The 12047-nt window shown below is 63.2% G+C and carries 12 protein-coding genes; 7 read left to right on the top strand and 5 right to left on the bottom strand.

What is annotated here, in order from left to right:
- Positions 1–120 precede the first annotated feature (120 nt).
- The 3 genes from CXP40_RS08250 to CXP40_RS08240 all read left to right on the top strand — a co-directional run bounded on the left by CXP40_RS08250 (position 121) and on the right by CXP40_RS08240 (position 2584).
- The gene (locus CXP40_RS08250) at positions 121–855 is read left to right on the top strand and encodes an ABC transporter substrate-binding protein (protein ID WP_106733381.1); all 735 of its coding nucleotides are present in this window, start codon (positions 121–123) and stop codon (positions 853–855) included.
- A gap of 84 nt (positions 856–939) precedes the next feature.
- On the top strand, positions 940–1695 hold the full coding sequence (locus tag CXP40_RS08245; protein WP_106733380.1) for an ABC transporter substrate-binding protein: 756 nt from the start codon (positions 940–942) through the stop codon (positions 1693–1695).
- 133 nt (positions 1696–1828) lie between these two features.
- On the top strand, positions 1829–2584 hold the full coding sequence (locus CXP40_RS08240; protein WP_106733379.1) for an ABC transporter substrate-binding protein: 756 nt from the start codon (positions 1829–1831) through the stop codon (positions 2582–2584).
- A gap of 142 nt (positions 2585–2726) precedes the next feature.
- Here CXP40_RS08240 and CXP40_RS08235 read toward each other — a convergent pair whose 3' ends face one another.
- From CXP40_RS08235 to gpmI, 3 genes are all read right to left on the bottom strand, one after another.
- Entirely contained in the window at positions 2727–4043 is a 1317-nt protein-coding gene (locus CXP40_RS08235) for a S41 family peptidase (protein ID WP_106733378.1), read from the bottom strand.
- Positions 4044–4089: 46 nt separating this feature from the next.
- Positions 4090–5340, bottom strand: coding sequence for a murein hydrolase activator EnvC (locus tag CXP40_RS08230; protein ID WP_106733377.1), 1251 nt, complete (start codon positions 5338–5340; stop codon positions 4090–4092).
- A 107-nt stretch (positions 5341–5447) separates the two neighbouring features.
- The gene (gene gpmI / locus CXP40_RS08225; protein ID WP_106733376.1) at positions 5448–6980 is read right to left on the bottom strand and encodes a 2,3-bisphosphoglycerate-independent phosphoglycerate mutase; all 1533 of its coding nucleotides are present in this window, start codon (positions 6978–6980) and stop codon (positions 5448–5450) included.
- Positions 6981–7127: 147 nt separating this feature from the next.
- On the opposite strand from gpmI, the gene CXP40_RS08220 reads away from it, so the two are divergent.
- Genes CXP40_RS08220 through secB form a run of 3 tightly spaced genes read left to right on the top strand, consistent with a single transcriptional unit; the run spans position 7128 to position 8323 of the window.
- The gene (locus CXP40_RS08220) at positions 7128–7541 is read left to right on the top strand and encodes a rhodanese-like domain-containing protein (RefSeq protein WP_106733375.1); all 414 of its coding nucleotides are present in this window, start codon (positions 7128–7130) and stop codon (positions 7539–7541) included.
- Between the two features lies 1 nt (position 7542).
- Positions 7543–7803, top strand: a complete 261-nt coding sequence (grxC, locus tag CXP40_RS08215; protein ID WP_037002286.1) for a glutaredoxin 3 — start codon at positions 7543–7545, stop codon at positions 7801–7803.
- Positions 7804–7831: 28 nt separating this feature from the next.
- Positions 7832–8323, top strand: coding sequence for a protein-export chaperone SecB (gene secB, locus CXP40_RS08210; protein WP_106733374.1), 492 nt, complete (start codon positions 7832–7834; stop codon positions 8321–8323).
- Between the two features lie 61 nt (positions 8324–8384).
- Here the strand turns inward: secB and trmL are convergent, their stop codons facing one another.
- The gene (gene trmL / locus CXP40_RS08205; RefSeq protein WP_106733373.1) at positions 8385–8849 is read right to left on the bottom strand and encodes a tRNA (uridine(34)/cytosine(34)/5-carboxymethylaminomethyluridine(34)-2'-O)-methyltransferase TrmL; all 465 of its coding nucleotides are present in this window, start codon (positions 8847–8849) and stop codon (positions 8385–8387) included.
- On the opposite strand from trmL, the gene CXP40_RS08200 reads away from it, so the two are divergent.
- A complete protein-coding gene (locus CXP40_RS08200) occupies positions 8848–9291 on the top strand; it encodes a hypothetical protein (RefSeq protein WP_106733372.1) in 444 nt (147 codons plus the stop codon). The genes trmL and CXP40_RS08200 overlap by 2 nt on opposite strands.
- 325 nt (positions 9292–9616) lie before the next feature.
- Here the strand turns inward: CXP40_RS08200 and CXP40_RS08195 are convergent, their stop codons facing one another.
- Positions 9617–12004 (bottom strand): penicillin acylase family protein, encoded by a 2388-nt coding sequence (locus tag CXP40_RS08195; protein ID WP_177429641.1) that lies wholly within the window; start codon positions 12002–12004, stop codon positions 9617–9619.
- Positions 12005–12047 lie beyond the last annotated feature (43 nt).

Below are 12047 nucleotides of genomic sequence, written 5' to 3'. Positions count from 1 at the left end.
GGGCGAGTCGACGGCAAAGTGCCAGCGATCTAACTACCATTGACTTCACATCCCTGAATCCTTGGCTCCCGCGATTGCGGAGGGTCATCTTTTGCTGAACATTTTCGACACGGAGTCTGCATGTTCCTTCTTCGATTCGTGACCATCCTGGCCCTCACCTGCGGTCTGAGCCTTGCGCGTGCAGAGTCGCTGGTATTGCTTACAGAGAACCTGCCGCCGTTCAACATGTCGGCCGGTGGCAACAACTTCGCACGTGACGACAACGTTACCGGTATCAGTGCCGATATCCTGCGCGCCGTCTGCGAGCGAGCCGAAGTCGATTGCAAACTGATCCTGCGCTTCCCCTGGCAACGCGTTTACCAGCAGACTCTGGATGATGCCGGCTATGGCTTGTTCTCGACGGCGCGCACGGCCGAGCGTGAAAAGCTGTTCAAGTGGGTCGGGCCGATCGCGAGCAACGATTGGGTGCTGTTCGCCAAGAGTGACAGCGCCATCCAGCTGGGCTCGCTGGAGGATGCCCAGCGCTACCGCATTGGTGGCTACAAGGGCGATGCCAAGACTCGGTTTTTGCTCGACAAGGGCATAGAGGTGCAAACGGCGCTGCGTGATACCGAGAACGTGCGCAAGCTGGAGCGCGAGCAGATCGATCTGTGGGTCACTTCTGATCAGGCGGGGCGTTTCGTCGCGCGCCAGGAGGGCGTGGAGAACCTCAAGATGGTGCAGAAGCTGCATACTGCCGATCTCTACCTGGCGCTCAACCTGCAGACCTCTGACGAGCTGGTGCAGAAGTTGCAAAGTGCACTGGATTCGCTGCGAGCCGAGGGTGCGCTGAAGAGTATCGAGGCGCGCTACTGAGGCAAACTGCCAGTAATCGCTGTGCCGGGGAGGGCACGGCGGTTATCCTGACGCGGTCTGCCTTTTCACAGAAAGAGAAATACCATGTTCAAACGTCTGCTGACCGCGTTCGCTGGCACCCTTATGGTGCTCGCTGGTGCGGTGCGCGCCGAAGTGGACCCGAACTACACCGTGGTGCTGCTTACCGAGAACTTCCCGCCCTACAACATGGCGATCAACGGTAAGAACTTCGCTCAGGAAGACAATATCGACGGCATTGCCGCGGATGTGGTCAGAGAGATGTTCAAGCGTGCCGGGGTCAAGTACAACCTGACCCTGCGTTTCCCCTGGGATCGCATCTACAAGTTGGCGCTGGAAAAACCGGGTTATGGCGTGTTCGTTACCGCGCGCCTGCCCGAGCGCGAGCAACTGTTCAAGTGGGTTGGCCCTATCGGACCTGACGACTGGGTACTGCTGGCCAAGACTGACAGTACGATCAATCTGGCCAGCCTGGATGAGGCCAAGCAGTATCGCATCGGTGCCTATAAAGGCGATGCCATCTCCGAATACCTGACCGACAAGGGCGTGGAGCACAGCACCTCGTTGCGTGACCAGGAAAATGCACGCAAGCTGGTGGCCGGGCAAATCGACCTCTGGGCCACGGGCGACCCTGCTGGCCGCTACCTGGCCAAGCAAGAAGGTGTCTCCGGCCTGCGCACGGTGTTGCGCTTCGACAGCGCCGAGCTGTACCTGGCGCTGAACAAGGAAATGCCTGACGAGATCGTCGCCAAGCTGCAGGCGGCGCTGGATCAGATGCGCAGCGAAGGCTTCGTCGACGCGACGCTGAACAACTACCTGTAAGCACCGAACACGCGACCGGCCACGAGCCGGTCGCTTGCCATGGATGGCAGAGCCACTGAGTGCCAATGATCGGGCTCGGGCCCATGCAAGGATGTCGCTAGCCATAACCAAAATCATGCGAGCGGTACGTCTTATGCTGAATACTCTGAAGAAAAGCCTGTTTGTCGCCTTGTTCATGCTCTGTGGTTCCGCGCATGCGGAGTTGCCGCAGGATTACAAGGTGGTGCTGCTGACCGAGAATTTCCCGCCCTTCAACATGGCGGTGGACGACAAGAACTTCGCCCGTGACGACGGCATCGACGGCATCAGCGCCGACATCGTGCGTGAGATGTTCAAGCGTGCCGGCATTGGCTACACCCTGACCCTGCGTTTCCCCTGGGACCGCCTGTATCGCCTGACGCTGGACAAACCCAACTACGGTCTGTTCTCCACCACCTACACCGAGGAGCGCAAGCCGCTGTTCAAGTGGGTTGGCCCGCTGGCCAAGACCGGCTGGGTATTGCTCGCTGCGCCGGGCAACGACATCAAGGTGTCGAGTCTGCAGGACGCGGCCAAGTATCGTATCGGTGCCTACAAGAACGATGCCGTCAGCCAGAACCTGGAGAGCCAGGGCCTGGCGCCGATCAACGCCCTGCGTGATCAGGAGAACGTGAAGAAGCTGGTGCGTGGGCAAATCGACCTGTGGGCCACTACCGACCCGGTTGGCCGTTATCTGGCCAAGCAGGAAGACGTCACCGGCCTCAATACCGTGCTGCGTTTCAGGGAGGCCGAGCTGTATCTGGCGCTGAACAAAGACACCCCGGACGAGGTGGTCGAGCGTCTGCAGAAGGCCTTGGACGAGCTGCGCAGCGAAGGCTTCATCGACGATATTACCGAGAACTATCTGTAACCTCTGTGGCTCTAGAGCTCCGACCCTGGCATCGGACTCGGTGCGCATGGCGCACCCTACGGGGTGTGTAAGTCGCCGCAAAGCGCGTTGACATGAAAAAGCCCGGACAGTTGTCCGGGCTTTTTCGTATTGCCGTATCGCCTCAGTTGCCGCGTGTGACGCTCAGCCCCTTGAGCAGGTTCAGCGCCTGGCTCAGCTGGTAGTCGTCGTCCTGCGGGCGCTCGGCGCGAGCTCCCTGTGCGGCCTTGCTCGGACGGTCGGCGCCGCCGTTGCCATTGCCCAGGTGGCCCTGCAGATCCGCTTCCTTGATGCCCTCGCTGTCCTGCTCGCGGGTGAGCTTGGCGCGCGCTACTTCGATGTCAGGGATGATGCCCTGAGCCTGGATCGAGCGGCCGTTGGGGGTGAAGTACAGCGCCGTGGTCAGCTTCAGCGCGCGGTCGTTGTTCAGCGGCAGCACGGTCTGCACCGAGCCCTTGCCGAAGCTGTCGGTGCCCATCAGTACCGCGCGCTTGTGGTCCTGCAGGGCGCCAGCGACGATTTCCGAAGCCGAGGCACTGCCGCCGTTGATCAGCACCACCAGTGGTACACCTTCGCTGGCATCGGCCGGGTCGGCGTTGAAACGCAGTTCGGAGTTGGCCAGGCGGCCTTCGGTGTAGACGATCAGGCCGCTCTTGAGGAAGTGGTCGGTCACTTCTACAGCGGCCTGCAGCACACCGCCCGGGTTGTTGCGCAGGTCCATGACTAGGCCGCGCAGCTTCTTGTTGCCGTTTTCCTGGCGCAGTTTGGTCAGCGCCTTGCCCACTTCCTCGCCGGTGTTGACCTGGAATTGCGAGATGCGCAGATAGCCGTAGCCGTCTTCGAGCATCTGGCTCTTCACGCTGCGCACCTTGATCACCGCACGGGTCAGGGTCAGCTCGAACGGGCGACCGCCGTCACGCACCAGAGTCAGCTCGATCTTGCTGCCGGCCTTGCCGCGCATCTTGTCCACGGCTTCCATCATCGACAGGCCCTTGGTCGGCTGGCCGTCGATCTTGACGATCAGGTCGCCAGGCTGGATGCCGGCTTTCGAGGCTGGCGTGTCGTCGATGGGCGAAACCACCTTGACGAAGCCGTCCTCCATGCCGACCTCGATGCCCAGGCCGCCGAATTCACCGCTGGTGCTTTCCTGCAGCTCGGCGAAGGCTTCCGGCTCGAGGTAGGCCGAATGCGGGTCGAGGTTGCTGAGCATGCCCTTGATGGCATTTTCCAGCAGGGTCTTGTCGCTGACTGGCTCGACGTAAGCGGCCTTGATGCGGTCCATCACCTCGGCGAAGGTACGCAGATCATCCAGCGGCAGAGGGGCCTTGCCGCTCGCCGCCGGTGCTGGCGCGGGGGCTGGCTCGGCGGCGTGCAGGGCTGGAGCGCCGAGCAGCAGCCCGAGGGCCAGGGCCAGGCAGGTGGGGCGGAAGCGATGGGACATGAAGACAACTCCTAGGTAAATGAGGCGCCACCAGGCTGCAACCTGATTATCCCTGCGCGCGGCACCACTGTGCCGGATCACTCGGACGACCGTTCTGGCGAATGGCGAAGTACAGTGCCGATGTATCCTGACCACCGCTGCTACCAACGGTGGCGATGGGCTCGCCGGCTTTGACCACATCTCCGGCACTCTTGAGCAGGTTCTGGTTGTGGCCATACAGGCTCAGATAACCATTGCCATGGTCGAGAATGACCAACAGACCGGCGCCACGCAACCAGTCGGCGAATACCACTCGACCACCATGCACGGCGCGTACCTGGCTGCCGGCGGGTGCGCCGATCAGTACGCCGTCCCATTTAGTACGAGCGTCGCCGCCACGTGGGGTTCCGTAGCGTGCTACCAATCGACCATCGACGGGCCACGGCAGCTTGCCGCGTGCGCTGGCGAAAGGTCCGCCGTAGATGGCGCCGGACGTCACCAGCGGACCGCTTGGTTGGCTACTCTGCTGTCTGCCAGGCCGCGCCTGTTCTGCCTGTTGTGCTGCCAGGGCGCGCTTGCGCGCTTCCTCTGCTTCACGCGCCTGGCGGGCCAGGGTTTCCTCGATAGTCTTCAGCACACGGCCCAGTTCGGCCTGCTCTTGCTGGCGCGCCTTGAGTCGCTGGTCACGGGTGGCGAAGTCGCTGTTGAGTTTGGCCAGGGCCTGCTGGCGCTCCTTGCGCGCCTCGGCAAGCTTGGCGTGACGTTCGTCCAGGCCGGCCTTCTGCGCCTGCAACTGGGCCTGGTGGCTGGTGATTTCCTGCTCGACGTTGGCCAGCTGGCGCAGAGTCTCGTTGAATGCAGCGAGCTGCTCGAGGCGTGCCTGACTGAGGTAGTCGTAATAGGTCAGGGTGCGCGAGAATTTTTCCGGGTTCTGCTGGTTGAGCAGCAGCTTGACGTACTCCTGGCGGCCGCTCTGATAGGCGGCGCGGGCCTGGATGGCGATTAGCCGTTGCTGTTCAGTGCGCGCGCCCTGGAGTTTTTTTTTCTCCTGATCCAGGCGCTGGATTTCCTGCTCGCTGCCCTTGAGTTCGCGCTGCAGTTCCTTGACCTGGCCTTCCAGGTCGCCCATCTCGGTCTCGGTCTTCTTCAACTGCTGCTGCACGCCGGATTTTTCCTCCTGCAGCTTTTTCAGCAGCTTCTGCAACTCGGCCACGTCCTGGCGTGCTGCTTCCAGCTGGCGCTGGGTATCGGCACGCTCGTCGGCGATGGCCGGAGCGATCAGGCTGCTGAGCAGAATCAGGACAAGGATGCGAAGCATGGGCGAGGCGACACCGGAGGGCGAATTGAGGCCTAGTATGCCCGCGCTGCCGGGCAAAAAAAACGCCCCAGGCCTGATGGCGCGGGGCGTTTCTTGTTTTCTGTCGATTACTGCAGCTCGACGATGGTCTTGCCGGTCATTTCGGCTGGTTTTTCCATGCCCATCAGCTTGAGCAGGGTTGGCGCCACGTCGGCCAGTACACCGCCTTCGCGGATGCGTGCCGGACGCTCGCCGACGTAGATGAATGGCACCGGCTCGCAGGTATGCGCGGTGTGCGCCTGGCCGGTGCACTCGTCTTCCATCTGCTCGACGTTGCCGTGATCGGCGGTGATCAGCGCTTCGCCGCCGACCTTCGCCAGCGCCTCGGTGATGCGGCCGACACAGCTGTCGAGGGTTTCCACAGCCTTGACCGCGGCGTCGAACACACCGGTATGGCCGACCATGTCGCCGTTGGCGTAGTTGACGATGATCACGTCATAGCGCTGATTTTCGATGGCATCGACGATCTTGTCGGTGACTGCCGGCGCGCTCATTTCTGGCTGCAGGTCGTAGGTGGCGACGTTAGGCGACGGAATCAGAATGCGCTCTTCACCCTCGAACGGCTCTTCGCGGCCGCCGGAGAAGAAGAAGGTGACGTGGGCGTATTTCTCTGTCTCGGCGATGCGCAGTTGGGTCTTGCCGTTCTTCGCCAGGTATTCGCCGAGTACGTTGGTCAGCGCTTCCGGAGCGAAGGCGCTGGGCGCTTTTATGCTCGCCGCGTACTGGGTGAGCATGACGAAACCGACCTGCGGCGCGCGCTTGCGCTCGAACTCCTTGAAGCCGGGCTCGACGAAGGCGCGAGTCAGCTCGCGGGCGCGGTCGGCGCGGAAGTTCATGAACACCACGGCGTCGCCGTCCTCGACCTGTACCGGTGTGCCGACGGTGGTGGCCTTGACGAACTCGTCGCTCTCGCCGCGCTCATAGGCGGCCTGCAGGCCTTCAACGGCAGTGGCGGTGTTGAACTGGCCAGCGCCGTCGACGATCAGCTCGTAGGCTTGCTGCACGCGATCCCAGCGGTTGTCACGGTCCATGGCGAAGTAGCGGCCGGTGAGGCTGGCGATGCGGCCTTTGCTGAGACGGGCGAAGGCTGCGTCGAGCAATTCGATGGATGGCTGCGCGCTTTTCGGTGGGGTGTCGCGGCCGTCCAGGAAGGCGTGCAGGTAGATCTTCTCGGCACCGCGCTTGGCGGCCAGTTCGGCCATGGCGACGATATGATCCTGATGGCTGTGCACGCCGCCATCGGAGAGCAGGCCGAGGATGTGCACGGCCTTGCCGGCGGCCACGGCCTTGTCCACGGCCTGGTTGATCGTGGCGTTGTCGAAGAACTCGCCGTCACGAATCGCCTTGGTCACGCGAGTGAAGTCCTGGTACACCACGCGGCCAGCGCCGAGGTTCATGTGGCCGACTTCGGAGTTGCCCATCTGCCCGTCCGGCAGGCCGACGTCCATGCCGCTGCCGGAGATCAGGCCGTGCGGGTAGTTGGCGCGCAGGCGGTCGTACACCGGCGTGTTGGCAGCGTAGATGGCGTTGTACTCGGGTTTGTCGCTGTGACCGAAGCCGTCGAGGATGATCAGAACCAAGGGTTTTGGCGTGGCACTCATTAAACTGGCTCGCTCTGCGTCTGAGGGGGCAATGGAACAGCCCGGCATTTTAGGGCCAAGCGCCTGGCGCGTCACTGCCAGACGGGGTTTGGCCGACCTGTGGGCCTGTGTATACTGGCCGGCATTTTACCGTCCTGGGCCATATAGATGTTCGCCAACCTGATTGAATTCATCATCAACCACTACGTACTGAGTGGAATGTTCGCCGTTCTGCTGGTGTTGCTGATCGTCACCGAAATGCGCAAGGGCGGGCAGAGCCTGTCGAGCCGCGAGCTTACTGCGCTGGTCAACAGCGACAAGGGCGTGGTGCTCGACGTGCGTGCGCAGAAGGATTTCTCCGCCGGCCATATCGTCGATTCCCTGCACATCCCCTACGACAAGGTGGTGGCACGCATCGCCGAGCTGGAGAAGCACAAGGCCAAGACCATTGTCGTGGTCGACGCCATGGGCCAGCACGCCGGCAGCATCGCCCGCGAACTGAAAAAGGCCGGTTTCACCGCTGCCAAGCTGTCCGGTGGTATTGCCACCTGGCGTGGCGACAACCTGCCGCTGGTGAAGTGATATGGCCAGCGTGGTCGTCTACTCCAGCGATTGGTGCCCCTACTGCATGCGTGCCAAGCAACTGCTGGCCAGCAAAGGGGTGGACTTCGAGGAAATCCGCGTCGACGGCCAGCCGGCCATCCGCGCGGAGATGACCCGCAAGGCCGGGCGCACCTCGGTGCCGCAAATCTGGATCGGCAGCACCCATGTGGGTGGCTGTGACGACCTCTATGCCCTGGAGCGCGCCGGCAAGCTCGATGCGCTGCTGCAGAGCCCCGCTTGAAACCTCAACGTTAAGGAAGGCAAACGCCATGACCGAGCAAGCCAACAGCGGCGCAGCCGCAGCCGCTGACGAATCGCAGAATCCGCAATTCTCCCTGCAGCGCATCTACGTCAAGGACCTGTCCTTCGAAGCGCCGAAGAGCCCGGAAATCTTCCGCCAGGAGTGGACGCCGAGCGTTGGCCTGGACCTGAACACCCGCCAGAAAGCTCTGGAAGGCGACTTCCACGAAGTGGTGCTGACCCTGTCGGTGACCGTGAAGAATGGCGAAGAAGTCGCCTTCATCGCTGAAGTGCAGCAGGCTGGCATCTTTCTGATCAAAGGCCTCGACGCTGCCTCGATGAGCCACACCCTCGGTGCCTTCTGCCCGAACATCCTGTTCCCTTACGCTCGCGAAGCGCTGGACAGCCTGGTGACCCGTGGCTCGTTCCCGGCCCTGATGCTGTCGCCGGTGAACTTCGACGCGCTGTACGCCCAAGAGCTGCAGCGCATGCAGCAAGCCGGCGAAACCACCGCTCACTGAGTGCGGCTCGGTTGTATGAAAAAGCGCCCCTCGGGGCGCTTTTTTGTGTCCGCTCGCGGCCTTAGTCGGCGCCAGCGAAGCCGTTCTGCCGCCAGGCCTCGTAAACGGTGACGGCCACGGTATTGGATAGATTCAGACTGCGGCAACCGGCGCGCATGGGCAGGCGTACGCGCTGCTCGGGTGGCAGAGCGTTGCGCACCTCTTCTGGCAGGCCACGGCTTTCCGGGCCGAACAGGAAGGCGTCGCCGGGCTGGTAGGCGATCTCGTGGAACGGTTGCGAACCCTTGGTGGTGAAGGCGAACAGGCGCGGGTGGTCGAGGCTTTCGAGGCAGCTCTGCAGGTCCGGGTGACGCTTGAGCGTGGCGTATTCGTGATAATCCAGGCCGGCGCGGCGTAGCCGTTTGTCATCCAGCTCGAAGCCCAGTGGCTCGATCAAATGCAGCTGGCAGCCGCTGTTGGCGCACAGCCTGATAATGTTGCCGGTATTGGGCGGAATTTCCGGTTGAAAGAGGATGACGTGGAACATGCAACACTCCGAGCGCTGGGACGAGCGCCATTCTACGCCGCCTGAAGATCCACGGCCGCGTTTGCGCTGGCGTTTCATGGCATCGGTGATGCTGATCGCCTTTCTCGTCGGCATGATGATCGGCCGGGTATTCGATCCGCCGCGCCTGCGTATCGAGGATGTCGAGGCTTGGGAGCAGGGGTTGCAGCTCTGGTTCAACCGTGAGCCGCAAGCCCAGGCCGAGCATGTCGACGGCACTCTGGTGTATCGCTACGAAGATGCCTACGGGAAAGTGCGCGAGGGGCAGTTGAAACTGCCGCTGGGCCTGGTGAACTGGCGGGTGGAGCGCGACGGGCGGGATCTGCTGCTGGTGCTGGTATCGCCCCGTCCGCTGGACGGGGAGTGGCGCGGTGCGCAAGAGGATGGACGTTGGCGTGCACGACTGGCACTGCGTCCCAAATAAAGAAGGGGATTCCCCGGCCTGCCTGTACCAAGGTCCCCGAAACGGGTGGCGCCGTGCTCGTTGGCCGAGCAATGGCGCGTTACACAGGACGCGCGGTGGCGTCGAATAAAGAAGGGGATTCCCCGGCCTGCCTGTACCAAGGTCCCCGAAACTGGGATTGCCTTAGCCTATGCAGGGCGTGTGCCAGTTTTATTACCAGCGCCGCAAGTCGCGGTTTTTCGGGGTTGAGGCCATCGGGCGAGGGCCTGCGGCGCCATTTTCAGCGCCGCTGTGCACCAGCGTGCAGCGTGATGCACCGTTGGCGCACCACGCTGTGTTCCCGCTGTTAGCGCGGCAGTAGCTGCAGTAGCTGCAGGGTGCCCTGGCTGTTGGCTTTGACGTCGGCGTCGCTCAGGTGCTGCCGCTGATATTCGCCCGCCACGTGGGCGGTCGCCTGATCGCCATAGTGGGCATCGAACGGCACGCCGCTCTGGCCAACAGGAATACCACCCAGGGCCTTGTCGGCGTCACCCAGGTCGACCAGACGCCGGGTCGAGGGGCCGTAAACCACCGGCCAGGGCGCTGGCCCTACCTTGTGCGACAGGTTGTTCGGCGTCTCATGGCCGCCCGGAGCGGCCATCGGGCCAACGTTCAGCAGCCAGGCCAGCGGCTGCTGTTGGCCAAGCGGGTGACTATGGGTGAGGGTATGACCACGGCCCCAGGTCCAGGCGGCGGGATCATTACCGAGTACGCTGCGCAGGTGGTCCAGGCTGGCACGCCAGGCCTCTGCGACGATCTGCGCGCGGCTCTCGCGTTGCTCGCTACCCTGACGATTCCACCAGGGTGAATCGGCATTGGCGGTCAGGCGCGGCAGGGCCGTGTCGAGCACGCGGGTCTGCAGCAGGCTGTCGAAGAACACCTCGCCCAGCTCGTCGGCCATGGCTTCGTGGGCAAGCTGATAGGTCAGCTGGTTGAACAAGGTGGCGGCCACGGAGTCGAGCTCGTGGTCGCCATTCCACTTGGCCAGTTGCTCCACCAGCGCGCGCTCCTCATCGTTCGCCGCCGCTGCGCGCAGCTCGTCGAGGATCGGCGCCAGCAAGCGCGGACCATAGCCGGTACCGGTGTCCAGCTGCAGCGCCTGGCTGTTTTGCGTGTTCCATTTCACCGAGGCATCGCTCAGGCGCTGGTTGAGGCGCTGACCGCGATCGGGCAGGTTGTAGTAGCCGGGAATCTCGATGCCGCTGGCCGGTACCGGCTGATAGTTGGCCGAGAGGATATAGCCGCGCTCTGGGTTCTCTTCCTGCGGGTTGTCGCTGAAAGGGTGATAGCCGAGTTTGTCCGCTTCAGCGCTGGCGCCATCGAGGATGAAGGTCGGGTTGACGCCATCCGGGCGCAGCGGCAGCTTGGCCGCGGCCCACCAGGCGATGTCTCCGCTGGCGCCGGCCCAGAGCACGTTGAGGCCGGGGGCCTCGATCTTCTCGACGGCGGCGCGGGCCTTGTCCAGGCTGTCGGCGCGGCCCAACTGGTAGAAGGCGTCGAGCATCGGGTTATCGGTTTCGAGGAAGGCCCACCACATGGCGATCGGCGTGCTGCCGCTGGTCTGGCCCAGGGCATCGTTGATGATCGGCCCGTGCGGCGAGCGGCGCAGGGTGATCTGCACCGGCTCGGCGCCCTTGACCTTGATGCTCTCCGTACGTTGTTCGAGGTCGACCCAGTTGCCCTGGTACCAGACCTGATTGGGGTTGTCTGGATTGGTGCGCTCGGCGATCAGGTCGAGGTCGTCGTTCTGGAACATGGTCAGGCTCCAGGCGAAGTCACGATTGTGGCCAAGCATGGCGCTGGGAATCAGTGCGTGGTGGTAGCCATACAGCTCGTAACCAGGCGCCTGCAGGTGCGCTTCGTACCAGACGGCCGGCAGCGAAAAGCGAATGTGCGGGTCGCCCGCCAGCAGCGGTTTGCCACTGGCGGTGCGGCTGCCGGATACCACCCAGGCATTGCTGCCTTCGAATTGCGGCATGCCAGTGCCCTCCAGAGCGCTGTTGCTGAGTTGGGCGAGGGCGGAAAGATCCTGCCAGTCGCCGGCGGCCAGGGAGGTGCCAAGCACGCCCTGCGGATGCCAGTCGAGGTCGAACAGCTTGAGATAGTCCGCGCCCAGCTCGTCACGAATATGGGTCATCAGCGGTTCGGTGCGCAGGGCTGCGGCGAAGCTGTAGGCCATGTAACCGGCGACGCTGAGTGTATCGGCTGCGGTGAACGGGCGCGGCTCGATGCCCAGCAGGTCGAACTCCAGTGGCCGTGGGCGGCTGGCCTGGTACTGGTTGACCCCTTCCAGATAGTGCTGCAGCGCCTGGGTGGACGGGCTGTTGGGATCCAGCCGAGCGGCATAGGCATCGGCATGGCGGCCGATTTCCAGGGTACGGAACAGACGGTCAGTGGGCACCAGCTTTTCGCCGAGGACTTCGGCCAGTTCACCGCGCGCCAGGCGCCGCAGCAGCTCCATCTGGAACAGACGATCCTGGGCGTGCACGAAACCCAGAGCGCGGTACATGTCTGCCTCGCTCTCGGCGCGGATGTGCGGCACGCCGCGTTCGTCGTAGTCGACCGTGACCGGCGCCTGCAGGGCGGCGAGTACCAACTCGCCATCGCGCTGCGGTTGCTTGTCGTGCAGGTACCAGGTCAGGCCGCCTGCTGCGGCGGCAACCAGCAGGGCAAGGGCGGTCAGGGAGCGTTTCATCCAGCGATCCTTATTGTTGTGGGGCAAGCGTGCGAGCATTTTG

The sequence above is a fragment of the Pseudomonas sp. YY-1 genome (assembly GCF_002843095.1).
Classification (GTDB): Bacteria; Pseudomonadota; Gammaproteobacteria; order Pseudomonadales; family Pseudomonadaceae; genus Aquipseudomonas; species Aquipseudomonas sediminis_A.
This window is presented reverse-complemented; position numbering and strand designations above follow the sequence as displayed.